Here is an 18507-nt window from a genome sequence, read left to right on the forward strand (position 1 = left end):
GATCTTGTTCTGCTTTCTCTCTTGCTAAACGATCTTGTTCTGCTTTCTCTCTTGCTAAACGATCTTGTTCTGCTTTCTCTCTAGCCAAACGATCTTGTTCCGCTTTCTCTCTAGCCAAACGATCTTGTTCTGCTTTTTCTCTAGCTAATCTATCTTGTTCTGCTTTCTCTCTTGCTAAACGATCTTGTTCTGCTTTCTCTCTTGCTAAACGATCTTGTTCTGCTTTCTCTCTTGCTAAACGATCTTGTTCCGCTTTCTCTCTAGCCAAACGATCTTGTTCCGCTTTCTCTCTTGCTAAACGATCTTGTTCTGCTTTCTCTCTTGCTAAACGATCTCGCTCTGCTGCTTCTTTGGCTAACCTATCTCTTTCAGCTTGATCTTTAGCTAATCTCAATTTCTCTGCCTCTTCTTTAGCTATTCGATCTCTTTCCGCTTGTTCTCTAGCTAGTCTATCTTTTTCAGCTTTCTCTCTTGCCAAACGTTCTCTTTCCGCTTTTTCTTTATTTAAGCGATCTATTTCTGCATTTTCTTTCGCTATTTTATCATTTTCAGCTTTTTGTCTAGCTAATCTTTCTAATCTATCTTTTTCCGCTTTTTCTTTAGCCAATCGATCTTTTTCAGCTTGTGCTAAAGCTGCTAATCGATCTCTTTCCGCTTGTTCTTTCGCTAATCGATCTTTTTCAGCTTGTGCTAAAGCTGCTAATCTATCTTTCTCTGCTTGATCTGCTTGTGATAAAGCTGCCAATCTATCTTTTTCGGCTTGTTCTCTAGCTAACCTTTCTTTTTCGGCTTCTGCTAAAGCCGCTAATCTTTCTCTTTCAAGTTGTGCTAATCGATCATTTTCAGCTTTTTCTTTCGCTATCCTTTCTCGTTCCGCTTTTGCTTTATCGATACGCTCTTGCTCCAGTTTTGCAAAAGTGGTATTAACGGCACCTTTTTTCTTTGCATTACGCTCTCTAATCTTCTGAGCTCTTTTTCTGTAATCAAAAGCATTATCGTATTCATCAAATCGGTACGAAAGAGAAAATTCATGGCTAGAGCCAAAAAATAAAGAATTATTTATCGATAAATTATAGGCGTAACCAATTAAAAACTTGTTAGAAATGGCAACTCCAATACCTGCATTAGCACCATAAAGTGTGTTGTAACCTGCTTCAACCCAACCCATTTCTTTTTGGTCTAACAAAAAGTTTCCTCCAATGCCCGTAGCTCCATTACTACTTTTAACGCGTACCATCGTAGATAAATTAGCACCATCTAAAAGGTTATAATAACTATCTAACTCTTTAGTATACATAACATGACCAGAAAAAGAAGAAGATTTATTCTCCTGAACACTTTCACTAGTAGATAAATTATAGGATATAATATTGTCTGCGGCAATACCAATATCAAAACTGTTAAAATTAAGATTGATACCCGGCTTTATAGAGATAATGTTTGTAGCACTCAAATTTTCAAAAAGAGGTTCTGGAGATTCCGTAATTGCTCTATTAATATCGATATTACTACTTGAAAAATAAGCATTTAATCCAAAAGTAAAATTGGCGTCTTTCTGTAAGGGAACATTTAGTGCATAATTTAAAAATCCACCTGTGTTTTTTGAAATTCCAATAGATTGTGAATACCCGCCAATAGCAAATCGAGATTCATTACTCAACCTACCTTGGTAATTGATAAGATATAAAACAGGTGCGTCTTCAAACTTGACCCATTGTCTTTTGTTTACTAAATTTATAGTAGGCGCTATTTCTCTTGCGTAACTAAAAGAAGGGTTTATCAAAAAACGATTTAATCGTATAGAATTATTTAACGATACATCAAAAGAAGAGTAGGCATTTTCTTGTGAAAAAGCTGCTGTAAAAAAGACACACAAAATTATACTTAAGTACTTATTTTTCAATTGATAGATTTGTAGGGGTTATTTAATTACGGTTAAAATGCCTTCTTTTATTACTTGACTATCTTTTGTCATTTTATAATAAAAAAATGCTTTCGCTTGAAAGGCTTCATCTATATTTTCAGGCCAAGTGTTTTGATAATTTTCAGTAGCAAAAACTTGCTGACCAGATGCGTTGTATATTTCAAGATTAAGATTGTTGGAACTTGTTAAACTGTATGGAACTTTAAATTTTTCATTTATTCCATCGCCATTCGGGCTTATTAGATTAGGAATTTCATCCACACTAGGATCAATTACATCTAAATTTAGTTCTATAGTTGAGACACAACCAGAGTTTTCGGTTACAATTACCGTATATAAACCAGCCGCGCTAATATTTAATGTATTCGATGTTTCTGAGAGTACATTACCATTTAAAAACCATTCAAAAGAAGGAGATATAGCATCAGTAGTAACTATCGCATCAAAATTTCCACCTAATTCTAATTCATAAGGTGTACTTACATTTAAGGTTGCATTAAAAGTGATGTCTTCCAAAACATAAGCTTCACTATTGGGTACATTTATAGTACAAGAGCCATTATTTAAAGAAGCCGTGTAAGCACCCCCTTGAGTAGCGGTATATGTATTATTAGTGGCATTAGGAATAACAGTTCCGTTTAAATACCAAATTATATTCGAGCCATTAGCAACTAAATTACCTGAACTGTCTTGTAAATATAATTCTACCCCTATAGTTTCACATACTTCAGTTTCTCCATTTTGAGAATTAATTTGTAATGAATCACTTGCAGTAGCAACCGTTACTGTAACTTGCACAGATTTTGCTAAAGTATTTGGTGAAGCAGAACTTGAACAAGCTGGACCATAATTTACCTCAACATAATATACTCCAGCCGTACTAACCGTTAGATTGGGTCCAGTTTCGTTAGGAATAATATCAAAGTTAGTTCCATTTTTCTTTCTCCATACGTATGTTAAATAGGGATACGCTAATGGTGAAGGATCTGGATTATTGTTTTCTAAAATGGAAATGGTAAAATTAGATCCCGAACAAATGACTACATTTCCATTAGTCACGTTTAATGGAATCTGACTGTTAAAAATGATATCGTATACCGATATTACTTGTGAGGTAGCAAAACTAGATAAAGTAGTACTTTTAACACGGACTCTATAATTCCCATAGGACTGTGCAGGAAAGCTAAAAGTTGCTGAATAGGTACCAGTCGTACTTCCGTTATTCGTAACAAATGTAATGGTAGGATTAGAAATTTGAATTCCTTCAGGTGGATTCACAAATCCGTCATTAGAAATAAACAACTGAAATTGATTAGTTGGACTTAGGTTAGCATAATTACTAACTTGAAATGTGACAGTAAAAGTAGGATTTGAAGCACTTTGACAATAATTAACTGGATCAGTAAAGCTATAATTAGGTACTCTTACATTCTGAAGGATAGGAGTTTGAAACAAAAGTTCTTTTACATCCATTGCCGTGTTATTTGCATTCGTTTTAAATGCAAATAAAGCTGTAAAAAACAATATTAATTTAAAGCTTTTTGATCCCATCTTTTATCAAATATTAAATTCGTTTATAATAACCAAACTGTTAAAATTGAAGCTTAGCACTTCAATTTTAACAGTTTTTAGATTATTCGCTATTTTAATTAGTATATAAACTTATTATTAGTTGATACTACCTATTTTTATTCTAAAATCTGGCGTTTTTGGATTGTTAGCATCAACAAATAAATCTTCCGATTTAATACCAGAGTATCTATTACCATAAGATGGGTTTCCATAATAACTTTCTAAGTCATCATTTGTTACTCCACCATTTTCAGAAACAATGTTTTTCTTGCAATTGTTAATGAAAATTCTTTTTAATTTTATTTTAGATAAGCCTTCCTCTTCAACAGGAATTTTACCATCTAAATATAAAGAAGAAGCAAAACCAGTTACTACACTATTTTTAAAATCAAAGTAACAATCTTTGTTGATATAAATAGCTTCTTTAACTAATCCATCTGCTACTTTACCATCAGTTTCATTTACAATTGTAAAATTATCTAAAGTAACATTAGTACTTGGTTTAGAAAAATCAGTCAAATCTTTATTGATGTAAGCGTTGATTGTTACCGCTCTATAATTTGAGCTAGCAGAAAAATAAGGATTTCTAATTGCTAATCCATTATTAATGTTTGCAATAACACCTTGTGTAAAATCAAAATCGCTGCTTTTACATCTGTAAGCTACTAATTTAGAAGCTTTAGGGTTACCTCCTATAAATTTAAAAGCGTTTCCATTTGACATACTTACTTGAATAGATTCAAAAACAGTTCCTGAACCTACACCAACTAATGTTAAGGCATCATATACCGCATATCTATCTTTTCCTTTTCCAGCAAACTCAATTCTTACGTTTTTCATAACTCCAGAGTTATCAGCAGTGTTATCACCACCACCTACTACAAAATTACTAGGAATGCTACTTTCAATTCTTGACATGCTTCCAAAAGTATTAATAGGAGCATTACCTAAGATGAAAATCCCACCCCAGTCTCCAGCTTTACGAGCGTTTACTGGTTTGTCAGAGGTAAATACAACTGGATTAATAACTTGACCTTCAGCAACAATCTTAGAACCTTTAGTTATGATTAATGCACTGAACTGATCTGAATTTGCTCTGATTACAGTACCTGGCTCAATTTTAAGAGTGGCATTATTGGTAACATATACTTCTCCTACAAGACTATAGGTTTCTAAATTAGTTAAGGTTAAATCTGAAGATATGTTTCCAGTTAAAATTTTTGTTGTTTGTGGGTAATCTTTTCCAACTGGGTTGAAAGAAGACCAACCATTTAACCAATTATTACCACCAACAATCCCCCAATTGTCTTGAGCTTGTATTGAAAGTCCTGATAGGACTAAAGCAATTAATAAGATAGTTTTTTTCATAACTTTTGATTTTTAGATTTTTGTTGCCAAGATTATTACTCAACTTGAACTTGATGAACAAGTTTTAATACTTCTTCATAGAATAAAATGGCGTTAATTATGTTTTTAGTGTCTGAATAAGGCAAAATACCTTTTAAAAATTCAGCATTGTTTGTTAAAAATTCTTCTCTATTCGATTGTTCAGTATCTAACAACTTGATATTTTCTTTTGTTGTAGGGATACCTAAATCGGTAAATGTCACTCCTGATTTACTGGTTACTCCAAAATATTGGATAACACTAAATAAAATTTTTACCCTTTCTAAATACAATGGCATCAATTGTCCTTTTGTCATTGCCTCTAGGTCTTTACGATCATGATAAGTACCGATACCTCTAATATCAATAATTACTTTTTGGCCGTTTTGAGCTACCACATCAACTGATGCAAGTAAAAATAATGCAACTATGCATACGTAAAATTTTCTCATAATAAATTTTGTTAATTTTTCAGTAAATAGGCAAAACAACTACAAATATATGTATTTAAATGTTTTAACAAAATATTTTGATAAAAATGTTGATAAAATTTTTAAAAAAAAATTTATTATAATCATTTTTTATTCATAATTAGGTTTGCCGTTAATTCGATTTTTAATCAATATATCAATTATATATATGGATATTCAAAATGCGTGCCAAAAATTTTAAAACACTAATTGTCAACTATAAAATTTATAAAAAAGTGTTATATAAAACTATAAACCTTAACATTTATCCCTTATTTTGTTTGATTAATCTTAGATTAAGTGCAAAATTCTTAGATAATCATCAATAGCCTTTTTTATAAAATTACGAATTAATTTGTACAATTGAGATTTTTAACTGTTAAAAAAAGGAGGGTTAATGTTACTTTTTCTAATTGAAAAAATAATTTTATTTCTATTAGATTAAATTTCAGATTGTTAATAACTTATTTACGAAATAACTTTTGAAAGAGATTGAAAAATAGATTATTTGAGTGATATATTTATACAATTAGTATATTTGTTTCATGCTTTTTAAAGACGTTTTAGGACAGGATCATATAAAAAACCACTTAACCAAAAGTGTTTCACAAGGAAGAATTCCTCATGCTCAATTATTTGTAGGACCCGAAGGTTCAGGAACTTTAGCGATGGCAATTGCTTATGCTCAATATATTTTATGCTCAAATGTAGGTGATGAGAATGATACTGGAAATGCTAATTGTAATTTAAAATTTGAAAATTATTCCCATCCTGATTTACATTTTGTTTTTCCTGTGGCTACAAACGATACTATAAAATCACATCCTGTAAGTAGTCATTTTTTACAAGAATGGCGCACTTTTTTAAAAGAAAATAGCTATGGGGGTTTGTTTGATTGGTACAATTATATTGGAATACAAAACAAACAGGGCCAAATAGGAGTGGATGAAGCTTCAGAAATAAACAAAGCACTTTCACTAAAAGCCTATGAAGGAGGTTATAAAATAATGATTATTTGGATGGCTGATAAAATGAACACAGCTGCATCCAATAAATTATTAAAATTGTTAGAAGAGCCACCAAATAAGACCTTATTTATTTTAATAACGGAATCACTCGATGATATTCTTCAAACTATTTTATCTAGATGTCAAGTTTTGGACTTTATTGGTTTAAGTGAAGCAGTGATTGCTAATGCTTTAATTGAAAAAGAAAATTGCGAAGAAAAACTAGCTCAAAAAATCGCTCATCAAAGTGAAGGAAATTATAATAAAGCTTTACATCTACTAAAAAAAGATACAGATGATTTTCCTTTTGAAACTTGGTTTATCGAGTGGGTAAGAAGTGCTTTTAAGGCGAAAGGAAATGCTGCTGCTATCCAAGATTTAATTGCTTGGAGTGAAAATATAGCGTCTTTGGGAAGAGAGGTACAAAAGCAATTTTTACATTATTGCATCCATTTTTTTAGGCAAGCCTTATTAAGTAATTATCAAGCTACAAGTTTGGTGTTTTTTGAACCTAAAGAAAATAATTTTGATTTGAAAAAATTTGCTCCATTTATAGATGGAAACAATATTACTCTTATATTTAAGGAATTAGAACAAGCTATTTATCATATTGAAAGAAATGGTAATAGTAAAATTATATTAACCGATTTGTCTATTAAATTAACCCGTTTATTACATAAAAAATAAGATTATGATTCAAGTTGCCCCAATTTTATTACTTTCCTTATTAAGTATTACTTTTTTACAATCTGGTTATGATAAAATTAAAGATTGGAAAGGAAATATTTCTTGGTTAAAAGGTCATTTTTCAGGAACAATTTTTGGAAATACAGTTCCTTTAGCCTTATTTATTATTTTAATTTTAGAGATTTTCTCTGGTGTATTGTGTGTTTCTGGAATAATTGAATTGTTTTCAAATCAAACTACAGAAGTAGGGTATTATGGTGCTATTTTATCTTGCATCACTTTGTTGTTCTTACTTTTTGGACAACGCATTGCTAAAGATTACGATGGAGCAAGAACTATAGTTATTTATTTCATACCTGCAATAATAGCTGTTTATCTACTAGGGTAATCTATTTTAAAGTAGCCCGATATAACTTTAATTCTTCCCAAGAAAAAGTATCACCTAGTTTTTCTTTTACTTGGGATAAACTTTCTCCATTATAATCCTTAAAAGCAAAAGCTAGTGCTTCAACACGTTCTTCAGCCATAATTTCATTAATTTGAATAATTTCCATACGAATTAACTTTTCAAAATGATTGAAAATAGTAGCTTCCGTAAGCTTTCTTTTTTTGGCTATGGCTGTAATTGATAGTTGTTCTTTCCACATTTCAAGGGTAACTTCTACAGTCGATTGCTTTTGTTTCTTTCCTTTCTTTTTTTCAGATGTATCATAATAACCGTCAAAATCATTTATTATGTTTTGATTTTCAATAAGATAACGAGCTTTTGCTTGATCTAATTTGGAAACCCGATATTTTTGAATCTGCTTGAAATCTAAACTGTTTTTCGTTAAATCATAATTTTCAGAAAGTAAACTTGCCACTTGTTTTGCTTTTAGAAGAACTTTAAGTGTACTAAAAGTATAATCTTCTAATTGATACAGTTCTTTAAAGTACGCTTTTGCATTTTTTGTACGTTTGATTGTTTCAATCTGTAAAAGAAGTTCTCCATAGATGCTATCTAAAGTCTTAAAAAAATAATGATATGCTGCTTCACATCTTTCATTAATAAACTGATTGTCAATTTTTTCCTTTTTAAATAAAGATTCTAATTGTTTTATAAATTTTTCTGATGGACTTTCCAAAACGGCAATAGCTTCCCATTGAGAAGTAATCCATGTTAAATGATTGCTTTTTACAGCTTTTGATTCTGACGACGAATAACTGTAATAGTGATTTCTCCATTCTTGAATTAGCTCTTTTAAGTTAAAAGCATTGCATAATAATTTTCTTGTAAATTGCTGCTTTTCAATTAAGTAACTATTTCTTAGATCCTGTTCACTTGTTTTATTAGTAGCATAATTAGTGACCGTTTGATCATTTGCTACCCCATTCATTAGTAAAGGATTGAGTAAGACTAATCCTTGAAGAGTTCGTATTCTTGAAAGTGCTACATAGGCTTGTCCTGGAGCAAAAACTTGAGAAACATCTAGCACAGCTTTATCAAAAGTCAGTCCTTGACTTTTATGTATCGTAATGGCCCAAGCCAATTTAATAGGATAATGAACAAATGTTCCAAGTATTTCTTCCTCAATTTCTTTTGTTGTAGGATTAATGTGAAAACGAATATTTTGCCATTCATATTTTTCAACTTCTATAGTTTTATTTTCATCAGGAAAATGAACTAAAATTTCTTTATTTGAAAGCGATTCAATAATTCCCATTTTACCATTATAATATTGTTTATCAGCATTTAAGTCGTTTTTAATAAACATTATTTGAGCGCCTATTTTAAGTTCCAAATGCGCTTCAATGGGGTATATTTTGTCTGGAAATTCGCCAATAATTTCTGCAAAATAACTAAATCGTTGTTCAGATAAATCTTTTAATGCTTCTTGATTAATAGCATTGGCTTTACTACTATGAGTTGTTAAAGAGATATATCCTTTATGTTTTTTAGGATTAAAAGAGGGTTGTATATATTGGTTTAGAAGGTTTTGATGTTCTGCTGTAATTGAATTATTTCGTAAGTTATTTAACAATTCAATAAAAACCGGATCAGATTGTCTAAAAATAGTCTCGAGCTCAATATATAGTGGGGGAAATTGTTGCATAACATGTGCATTAAAAAAAAATATTCCCTTATAATAATTTTTTAAAACTTGCCATTCTTCTGATTTTACTACTGGAGGTAATTGTAATAAGTCACCAATAAAAAGAACCTGTACACCACCAAAAGCTTCCTCGTTTCTTCTTGTTTTTCTCATCATAAAATCCACAGCATCAAGAACATCAGCTCGTAACATAGATACTTCATCAATCACTAATAATTCTAAGTTTTTTATGATTGCTTTTTTCATAGCGTTCATTTTAAAATGCCTTGCTAGTGAAATTCTATTTTCAATTTTTAAAATGGAATGAGAAGGACTAATTTCTTTAGAATCAGGAATAAAAGTAGCAAAAGGAAGTTGAAACATCGAATGTATGGTAACGCCATTAGCATTTAATGCCGCTATGCCTGTTGGAGCTACAACAATAGTGTTTTTGTGTGTAACCTTTAAAATCTCTTTCAACAATGTGGTTTTACCAGTACCCGCTTTACCTGTTAGAAAGATAGATTTATTCGTATTATTAATATATTGAATGGTGTATTGAGCTTGTAACGATAATTTCATTTTGGCAGATATTAAAAAACAAATATATAGAAATGGCTATCAATAAAAAAGCCCCTCAAAAAGGGGCTTTTTTAAAAATAAATGGGAACTATTATTTTTCTTCTTCTTTTTTATCAGACTTAACGGCTTCTTCTTCTTTCTTATCAGCTCCACCGTTTTTAGCATTAAATTCATCGTTTAATTGTTTTAACACTTTATCTGTGATGTCATAAGGTTCTTTTGCAAATAGGATCGTTGCTGCATCACCTGTACCATAAATGTAATCGTAACCTTCTTTTTTTCCGTATCCTTTAATATAATCTTTTAATTCTTTAACGATAGAAGTTCTGATGCTATCACTTTCCATTTGAATTTGTCTCAATAAAGCATCTTGTTCCATTGAAAGTTCTTGTTCTCTTTGTTGCAATTCAGCACCTTTTTGTTGTGCCCAAGCCATACCTTTAATTTGAGCATTTCTTTGAAAACCAGAAGCCTCAGTTTGAAAAGCTTTTAATTTAGCTTCTAAAGGTCTACCCATTTCTTGAGACTTCACTTTGAATTTTTCATCTTCATCTTTAAATTTAGCATAATCCTGAATTAATTTTGCAGTGTCTATATATGCTGTTTTAAAACTTTCATTTTTATCCTCTTTTTTATCGCAAGAAATAAGTGCAATTGCAACTCCTAAAATCAATAAGGCTTTTTTCATTTTTTAATTTGTATTTGCTTTTAAATTATATTTTGAAATTTTTGGTAAAAATAGTAATTCCTTATGAAGTACCAAATTCTATGGTTTTTTTAATCATAAGTAAAATTTATAGTGTTTAAATTAAATTATAGGTAAAAATTATAAAATTTAACCTATTTAAAGGCGTTTTAAGGTGTTTTTTCTTTTGTTTGAATAGTTTTTACATCATATGTATTATTCGTAGATTAATCCTTTTTAAAATCGTTTTCCTGGGTTTTTAAGATATAAATATGAGAAGAATATTCATTTTTAAAAACACCAAGCATATTTGAGAATAATCCAATACAAAAACCTTTAAAATAATTCATTTTTCCAGTTTTATATTTTTCAGATAAAAGGGAAACATAAAAACTATCAAACCACATCGGTTTCACGTGAAACAATTTGATATTTTCTTTAGAAAATATTTTTTTGATTGCAGTTTTAGAAAAATGCCAAAGATGACGAGGTGCGTCATAAGCTGCCCAAAATTGCTTATAATGTTTTGCATCATACGATTTAAAATTGGGAACAGCAATTATAATGGTTCCATTTGGTTTTAAAAGACGCTTTAATTCTAAAATTTGTTTTTCTAAATTGGGAACATGTTCCAATACATGCCACATGGTTATCACATCAAAAGAAGCATTAGGTAAAACTTCTAAACTTTCAGATAAAGCTACATTTTTATTCAATGCAATTTGTCTTGCTTTATCATTAGGTTCAAAACCCATTATATTCCAACCTTGTAATTTTGCTTCAACTAAAAAATCTCCTGTACCAGATCCTATATCTAAAACAACTCCTTTATTTGCATATTTTGAAATTAATTTAACTTTATTTCGAATTGCATTTTTTTTAACAAGCTGATAGATTTTTTCAAATAGGGAACGAGAATTGTCTGTGTGCGAAATATAATCTTCGCTTTCATAATAAGAACCCAGATTATCAATTGAAGGTTGTGGAGTAGTTTTTAATAATTGTAATTCCGAATCTAATACTAAAGAAAAAGATTCTCCAGAAACAGAAAAATCTTTAACATGAATATAAGGCTGATTTTCGTTAAAATTCATTTTTTAAAAAATTCTATAAGTAAATAGTGTAATTGTATTTAGATGAAAATGTTTCACGTGAAACATTTTCATCTAAATACAATTTTATCTTCCCATATGTATTAATAAAACAGAAATATCACTAGGGGAAACACCGCTAATACGTGAAGCTTGTGCGATAGTTTTTGGTCTAATTTTATTTAATTTTTGTTTGGCCTCAATAGAAATAGATTTAATTTTATTAAAATCAAAATTTTCCGGAATGATGGCATCTTCCAAACGATTCAATTTATCAGCATGATTTTTTTCTTTTTCAATGTATCCTGAATACTTAACTTGAATTTCTGCCTGTTCTATAATTTCATTATCTAAATTGTTTTCTTGAATGTAAGATTTTACTTTTTCAAACTTAACGATATCTTCTAAATCTATTTGAGGTCTTGAAAATACCTTAAACATTTTATCAGGCTGTATCATTAGACTAGAACCTTTTTCTTCTAAAATAGGATTTGCCTCTTCAGGTTTCAAACTGGTTTCTTTAAAAAAATGAACCATGGCTTCTGATTTGGATAATTTCTCTTCCATACGAATTAAACGTTCTTCTTTAGCCAAACCAATAGCATAGCCTTTTGGAGTTAATCGAATGTCTGCATTATCTTGACGCAATAAGGTACGATATTCGGCTCTTGAAGTAAACATACGATATGGTTCTTCAGTGCCTTTAGTAATCAAATCATCTATAAGAACACCAATATAAGCTTCGTTTCTCTTCAAAATAAAAGGGTCACGTGCTTGTACTTTTAAAGCGGCATTAATTCCAGCCATTAAACCTTGTGAAGCAGCTTCTTCATATCCTGTTGTTCCATTAATTTGCCCTGCGAAATACAATCCACTTACTAACTTCGTTTCTAAAGTATGTTGCAATTGCGTAGGAGGGAAGTAATCATATTCAATTGCATAACCTGCTCTAAAAAACTTTACATTTTCAAAACCTGCTACAGATCGCATCGCTTTAAATTGAACATCTTCTGGTAAAGAGGTTGAAAAACCATTGACATAAACTTCAACTGTATTCCATCCTTCTGGTTCAACAAATAATTGATGACGTTCCTTATCAGCAAAGCGATTAATTTTATCTTCAATAGAAGGACAATAGCGAGGTCCTATACTTTTAATACGTCCATTAAACATAGGACTGCGATCAAAACCTTCACGAAGTAAGTCATGAACTTCATTTGAAGTGTAGGTCATCCAACAAGATTTTTGAACAGCAAGAGGTTTCGTTAAATTAGAATAAGAGAATTTATCTGGAAAAGCATCTCCAGGTTGTTCAATCATTTTTGAATAATCCAACGAACGACCATCAACACGTGGAGGAGTTCCCGTTTTCATTCGACCAGATTCAAAACCTAATTGAATTAAATCTTCAGTGATTCCAAATGAAGCACTCTCTCCTGCACGACCGCCCCCAAATTGCTTGTCACCGATATGAATAAGACCATTTAAAAATGTACCATTAGTTAAGATAACCGTTTTAGATTTAATCTCTATACCTAATGCTGTTTTTACTCCTATTAATTTTCCGTTCTCTGAAATGATACCAGAAACCATTTCTTGATAAAAATCTAAATTAGGAGTTTGCTCTAAAAGCAAACGCCATTCTTCGGCAAAACGCATTCGATCACTTTGAACCCTAGGGGACCACATCGCAGGACCTTTAGATTTATTAAGCATCTTAAATTGAATTGCTGTTTTATCAGACACTATTCCTGAATAACCACCCAAAGCGTCAATCTCCCTTACAATTTGTCCTTTAGCAATTCCACCCATAGCAGGATTACAAGACATTTGCGCAATGTTTTGTAAACTCATTGTAATAAGTAGGGTAGAACAACCCATATTTGCAGCAGCAGCAGCAGCTTCACAACCAGCATGACCTCCGCCAACAACTATAACATCATATTTTTCTTGAAACAAACTCATTTAAAATATTTAAAATATTGCTATTTAATAATTAGTTAAAATGTTTCACGTGGAACAACTAAATCAGTTACATGAAAATGTTTCACGTGGAACAAAATAACAGGATTTAAAACTACAGTTCCACGTGGAACATTTTTATTTTTTCTTCTTCTTTAGAACGCATTTTGTTGCTTTGTGATTGTGTTTTGTCTTTGTATCCACAATAATGTAAAAGCCCATGTGCCATAACTCTTTTAAGTTCAGCAGGAAAAGTTGTATTAAAATCAATTGCGTTTTCTTTTACTCTTTCTATAGAAATAAAAATATCGCCACTAATAACACTGCCTTCAGTATAATCAAAGCTAATAATATCTGTAAGTGTGTCGTGTTGTAAGTATTCCATATTTATCTTGTGAAGATAATCGTCGTCGCAAAATATATAAGCTATTTCTCCTAAAATCTTGTTTTCTGAAGTTATTATTTTCTCTAACCAATCTGCATAAACAGCTTCATCTTCTAAAATAAAATCTGTTTCGTAATTAAAATTAATCATTAGATTTAAAATATTCTTGAACTTTTTGATTGTAATTTGGCTGCAAAGGTAAACTTTGTCTGTTTAATATTTCTATACTATTTAAATAATCTTTCAATTCTTTCGAAATATCATTGTTTATACCTTTGTATTCTTTGTTATTAGTGTTTGATTTTCGTTTATTGTCTTCACCTTGTTGTTGAATTGCATTTTCTAATTTTAATAATTCATGTTTTAAATTAAGCATCTTATTTAAAGTTTCATTTTTAAAACCTTTATTAATTAATTGTTTCTCGATATCTTTCATTTGTTGAAGTGCATTTTGACCCATACCAGTCATCCCTTCTTTCTCTAAAGCTTTTTGTAAAGCATCACGTAGTTTTTGTTGTTCTTTAATAATTTCTAAGACTTTACCCGCGTCACCTTCCACACCACTTTGGCCTTCACCTTCTCCCGAGGTTCCTTGTTGACTAGATTTATTTCCTTTTTCACCATTCTTACCATCTTTAGAACCATTTTGTTCTCCTGGTTTTTGTCCTTCTTTTGGGCCTGCTTTTTGTCCTTCTTTCATGCCTTCTTTCATTTCCTCACCAAGGGCGTCTTGCTTTTTGATAATATCTGGTAATTGCATTCCTTGACCTTGACCCTTTTTTGGTTTACCTGCACCACTGCTTTGCATCATCATTTGGTCGCGAACATTACTTAAAAAGTCTGCTAATTTATTAGCACTAGTTAAAACATATTGTTGATGGGAAGCTCCTTTATAAATATTATTATCTGCTAAAACTTCCAAAGATTTATCTAAATTGTAATGAATGTCACCTATTTCGTTTAAGATAATTTCAGTGATTTTTGGATTACGTAGAGACATGGCAAACAAACTATCATCTATATGCTTGAATTGATTTTTTAAATCTTGTTGCTCTTTTAAGATTTTATTAAACTGTAAGGATTTAGTTTCAACTTTTTTAGTCTGATTCATTAATGCTTCTTCGTTAAACGAAAATGATAATAGATTATCAAGAATCTGACGCATCATTTTAGCATCTTCTTCCATCTGTTCGCTTTCACCTGCTTGCATAGACATAGCCATTTTTTGACCCATTTGCTTCATTTTAGAACCCGCAGCTTTTTGGTTCTTACCAGCATTTTGCTTATTGTTATTTTGTAGATCATCTTCAGCTTTATTTAAATCATTTTCAATATCATTACTTTCATTTTGATCCAAAGGAATTTCTAAAGGGGCTTTTAATTCTTTATTATCTTTATCTAAATCTTTTAATTCTTTTTGCAAAGCATCAAATTCATTAGAAAGTCTTTTTTGCTTTTCTAAAGAATTATCTTTGTCATCTGCTAATTTTTCTTCTTTTTCACCAAGGATGTTTAATTTATCAGCTAATTGTTCTGCCTTTTTTTCTACGTAAAAACGTTTAGTAAGTTCAACTAATTGCTCAAGATTCTTAGACTGGTTTTTACTATTTTGTTTTAATTTATCTGCTTTTTCAAATAATTTATCTTTCTCTAATTTTTTTGACAATTCTTCTAATTCTTTTAATAAAGCTTCATTTTCTTTAGATTGCTTTTCAGCTTCTTCCAAGCGTCGAATTAATTCTTCTTTATCTTTATCCATCTTCTCAGGATTAAACTCCTCTAAATTTTCAGACAACTTTTTAGTGAATTCTTTCATCATTTCATCTTGTTGCTTTTGACGATTGATGAAATCATTAACTTTCTTTTGATCTTGAAAAGATAAATTTTCTTTCTGTTTGTTTAGTTTTTGCAGTTTATCTAATTCTGTAAGTTGCTTATCTTGATTTTGTAAAGATTTTTCTAAACTATTTATATTCTCGTTTTGCTCTTTTAATAAAGCATCTTCAACTTCAGTCTTTGATCTTTCATAATGTGAAAAAACAGAAGATTTTGAACTTTTAAAATGATTAACTTGATCATTATCAAATATTTCAAAGTAATATTCATAATCTATACCTGGAGATAAGTCAATACCGTCTGGAAAATGGTAAATAAAACGATCTACAAGATTGCTTTTTAATTGAATTGAGTTCGTTTTTAATATCGTAGGATGCAATTTATCATAATAAACTACTTGCAATTTAGACAAGCCGTAATCGTCACTAACTTCACCTAGGATAACATTATTTTTCATTTTTAAACTATCTGGAACAAATTGAGCACTAATAGTTGGATATTGATCTTTTATAATAGCAATTTGATAACCTAATTTTTCAAAATTCTGTATGTTCTGATTGGAAGTTAAAATTTCATAAGTTATTGGATTTACAATTCGAGAACTATATTGAAAACTATTATTTGATTTTTTAAAAGGAACGATCGAATTCTTTGTTTTAAAGGAAATAGCTGTTGTAGCAAGTGCATCTATTTGCCAAAAAACTTGAGTGCCTTCTGGAACCATAGCGTTTCCAGAACCAAGTAGTACTTCATCTGCTTTTTTAAGATAAGGCGGATAATGAAGGCGCATTTGAAAATTAGAAATGGAAGGAACAGAAATTACTTTTAAGAGATAATTTTGACTTTGAATACCATTAGATTCAAAATAGAAAGGAGTGTCTGAATGGATATTTTTAAAAGTAAAATAGTAGGAACCTTTCGCTTTTTTTTCTAAGAAATAAGTTTCATCATTAATAATTATAGAAGCATTTTCTGGAATAATTTTACCAATAGTAGTAACATCTACAGTAAAATCTTGTCCTTGTTGTACCAACAAATTTCGGTCTGTAATTACAAATTGAAATGGAGCAGGAGCATTATAATGGGTTTGAAAATGAACCACGCGGTCCAAACTAGTTGTAATTATGTTTGCATTACCAGAAATGAAAAACAAAAGCAAAAGTAAAATTGGTACTATTGCATAGGGTAAATATTTTTTGTTTTTTGAAAAAGAAATAGCATTGGAAAATGGTATAGGAGAAAGCTGATTTGCTTTTTGTTCAATAGAAGCTAAAACTAATTCAGACGACGAACTTGAGTTTGATAATTGCAAGAAATTTAAAAGAGAATCTTTAACTTCTTTGAAATGATTTCCAATAATTTTAGACGCTTGCTCGTAATTAATTCCTTTGGATAAATGAAATAATTTAAAGATAGGAAAACAAATAAAACGCAAAAATAAAAATACTTCAACCAAAACAAATACCCAAAAAAGAATAGTTCTGCCAGGAATAGATAGCCAAAGGAAATACTCTATAAGAAGAGTAATTATAAAATACAAAATACCCAATCCAATAAACAAAATACTTCCTTTAAGTAATTCGTTTATATAATACTTTTTTATGAAAGCTTCTAATTTTTGATAAATAATTGTTTTAATTTCCATTTCTAATGCAATCGTTTTAACCGATAAATTTACGATTTTATTGAATATGAACGGAATAAAAAAATTTGTACCTTTAATAAATAAAAATAGTTATGAAATATCTATTAGCATATACCTTACCGATAGCGTCTTTACTAGGAATTTATTTTGGTAAATCATGGAGTTACCTAGGTGTCGTTTATGCTTTTATTTTGATTCCTATATTAGAAATTACATTACCAAAAGACTCTCGTAATTTAAATAAAGAAGAGATAACAAATAAAAATAATAAATGGTTTTTTGATTTCTTATTATATTTAAATATTCCAATAGTATTTGGTTCACTTTGGTATACATTACAACTTGTAGCCCATTCGTATAAAGAAATCTATGAATGGTTAGGCATTATTTTAAGTTTAGGAATTATTCTTGGTGCAAATGGAATTAATGTAGCTCATGAATTAGGACACAGAAAAAAGAAATGGGAAAGAATGTTTGGCAAAATTTTATTAATTCCTTCTTTTTATATGCACTTTTATGTAGAGCATAATTTAGGTCATCACGTTCATGTAGCAACTCCTGAAGATCCTTCAACCGCAAAATACAATCAAAATTTATATGCTTTTTGGTACCAAACTATATTAGGTACTTATAAAAAAGCTTGGCAAATTCAGTTTAAATTAAATAAAGTAAATAACAATTCCTTTTTCTTTATACAGAATGATATGTTTTGGTTTACATTAATTGAAATCAGTTATTTGATGCTAATATATTTTATATTTCATACCAATGGATTATTACTAGCAATAACATCAGGAATTGTAGGTTTTTTACTACTTGAAACTATAAATTATATCGAACATTATGGATTAAAAAGAGAACAATTGCCTTCTGGAAGATATGAAAGAGTATCGGAAAAGCATTCCTGGAACTCCAATCATATTATGGGAAGAATTCTATTATATGAATTAACAAGACATAGTGATCATCATTATAAAGCATCTAAAAAATACCAAATATTAGAGTATCATCATGAGAGTCCGCAAATGCCATTTGGATACCCAACCAGCATGGTTATCGCATTATTGCCTCCTTTATGGTTTAGAATTATGAATAAAAGAGTACCTGAAACCATGAAATAAAATTAAAATTTATGTGATAAAGGAATTTGGAATTTTTTCATTGAAATTTTTATAGTTGTATCTTTGCCAAAAATTATCAAGA

General features: G+C 30.1%; 13 protein-coding genes. 3 read left to right on the top strand and 10 right to left on the bottom strand.

All coding sequences use genetic code 11. The annotated features are described in order from the left end of the window. The 4 genes from NHF47_RS02685 to NHF47_RS02700 form a co-directional block, all read right to left on the bottom strand. On the bottom strand, positions 1-1903 hold a 1903-nt coding region (locus NHF47_RS02685; RefSeq protein ID WP_252763478.1), incomplete at its 3' end, for a PorP/SprF family type IX secretion system membrane protein. 18 nt (positions 1904-1921) lie between these two features. Further along, positions 1922-3475, bottom strand: a complete 1554-nt coding sequence (locus tag NHF47_RS02690; protein ID WP_252763479.1) for a gliding motility-associated C-terminal domain-containing protein — start codon at positions 3473-3475, stop codon at positions 1922-1924. A 117-nt stretch (positions 3476-3592) separates the two neighbouring features. Beyond that, positions 3593-4864 carry a hypothetical protein gene (locus NHF47_RS02695; RefSeq protein WP_252763480.1) on the bottom strand — a complete coding sequence of 424 codons (1272 nt, stop codon included), beginning with the start codon at positions 4862-4864 and terminating at the stop codon, positions 3593-3595. 35 nt (positions 4865-4899) lie between these two features. Next, positions 4900-5334 (bottom strand): hypothetical protein, encoded by a 435-nt coding sequence (locus tag NHF47_RS02700; protein WP_140998996.1) that lies wholly within the window; start codon positions 5332-5334, stop codon positions 4900-4902. 563 nt (positions 5335-5897) lie between these two features. Here NHF47_RS02700 and NHF47_RS02705 point away from each other — a divergent pair. Next, a complete protein-coding gene (locus tag NHF47_RS02705) occupies positions 5898-7046 on the top strand; it encodes an ATP-binding protein (RefSeq protein WP_252763481.1) in 1149 nt (382 codons plus the stop codon). A gap of 4 nt (positions 7047-7050) precedes the next feature. Next, positions 7051-7434, top strand: a complete 384-nt coding sequence (locus NHF47_RS02710; RefSeq protein WP_252763482.1) for a DoxX family protein — start codon at positions 7051-7053, stop codon at positions 7432-7434. Position 7435: 1 nt separating this feature from the next. On the opposite strand, the gene NHF47_RS02715 is transcribed toward NHF47_RS02710, so the two are convergent. The 6 genes from NHF47_RS02715 to NHF47_RS02740 form a co-directional block, all read right to left on the bottom strand. Beyond that, entirely contained in the window at positions 7436-9700 is a 2265-nt protein-coding gene (locus NHF47_RS02715; RefSeq protein ID WP_252763483.1) for a helix-turn-helix domain-containing protein, read from the bottom strand. A 91-nt stretch (positions 9701-9791) separates the two neighbouring features. After that, a complete protein-coding gene (locus NHF47_RS02720; RefSeq protein ID WP_252763484.1) occupies positions 9792-10388 on the bottom strand; it encodes an OmpH family outer membrane protein in 597 nt (198 codons plus the stop codon). Positions 10389-10612: 224 nt separating this feature from the next. Beyond that, positions 10613-11479: a class I SAM-dependent methyltransferase gene (locus NHF47_RS02725; RefSeq protein WP_252763485.1), complete on the bottom strand. Its 867-nt coding sequence runs from the start codon at positions 11477-11479 to the stop codon at positions 10613-10615. Between the two features lie 84 nt (positions 11480-11563). Next, on the bottom strand, positions 11564-13435 hold the full coding sequence (mnmG, locus tag NHF47_RS02730) for a tRNA uridine-5-carboxymethylaminomethyl(34) synthesis enzyme MnmG (RefSeq protein ID WP_308219272.1): 1872 nt from the start codon (positions 13433-13435) through the stop codon (positions 11564-11566). 118 nt (positions 13436-13553) lie between these two features. Further along, positions 13554-13973 carry an rRNA maturation RNase YbeY gene (gene ybeY, locus NHF47_RS02735; RefSeq protein ID WP_252763487.1) on the bottom strand — a complete coding sequence of 140 codons (420 nt, stop codon included), beginning with the start codon at positions 13971-13973 and terminating at the stop codon, positions 13554-13556. Then, positions 13966-17304, bottom strand: coding sequence for a hypothetical protein (locus NHF47_RS02740; protein ID WP_252763488.1), 3339 nt, complete (start codon positions 17302-17304; stop codon positions 13966-13968). Before NHF47_RS02740 ends, ybeY begins: the two co-directional genes overlap by 8 nt. A gap of 92 nt (positions 17305-17396) precedes the next feature. On the opposite strand from NHF47_RS02740, the gene NHF47_RS02745 reads away from it, so the two are divergent. Then, a complete protein-coding gene (locus NHF47_RS02745) occupies positions 17397-18425 on the top strand; it encodes an alkane 1-monooxygenase (protein ID WP_252763489.1) in 1029 nt (342 codons plus the stop codon). Positions 18426-18507: the final 82 nt, after the last annotated feature.

Source organism: Flavobacterium sp. NRK F7 (genome assembly GCF_024054195.1).
Lineage (GTDB): Bacteria > Bacteroidota > Bacteroidia > Flavobacteriales > Flavobacteriaceae > Flavobacterium.

Coding starts and splice junctions, on each gene's coding strand:
- NHF47_RS02720 (WP_252763484.1), bottom strand. CDS start 10,388: ATGAAAAAAGCCTTATTGATTTTAGGAGTTGCAATTGCACTTATTTCT.
- NHF47_RS02705 (WP_252763481.1), top strand. CDS start 5,898: ATGCTTTTTAAAGACGTTTTAGGACAGGATCATATAAAAAACCACTTA.
- NHF47_RS02700 (WP_140998996.1), bottom strand. CDS start 5,334: ATGAGAAAATTTTACGTATGCATAGTTGCATTATTTTTACTTGCATCA.
- NHF47_RS02695 (WP_252763480.1), bottom strand. CDS start 4,864: ATGAAAAAAACTATCTTATTAATTGCTTTAGTCCTATCAGGACTTTCA.
- NHF47_RS02740 (WP_252763488.1), bottom strand. CDS start 17,304: ATGGAAATTAAAACAATTATTTATCAAAAATTAGAAGCTTTCATAAAA.
- NHF47_RS02745 (WP_252763489.1), top strand. CDS start 17,397: ATGAAATATCTATTAGCATATACCTTACCGATAGCGTCTTTACTAGGA.
- NHF47_RS02725 (WP_252763485.1), bottom strand. CDS start 11,479: ATGAATTTTAACGAAAATCAGCCTTATATTCATGTTAAAGATTTTTCT.
- NHF47_RS02715 (WP_252763483.1), bottom strand. CDS start 9,700: ATGAAATTATCGTTACAAGCTCAATACACCATTCAATATATTAATAAT.
- ybeY (WP_252763487.1), bottom strand. CDS start 13,973: ATGATTAATTTTAATTACGAAACAGATTTTATTTTAGAAGATGAAGCT.
- NHF47_RS02710 (WP_252763482.1), top strand. CDS start 7,051: ATGATTCAAGTTGCCCCAATTTTATTACTTTCCTTATTAAGTATTACT.
- NHF47_RS02690 (WP_252763479.1), bottom strand. CDS start 3,475: ATGGGATCAAAAAGCTTTAAATTAATATTGTTTTTTACAGCTTTATTT.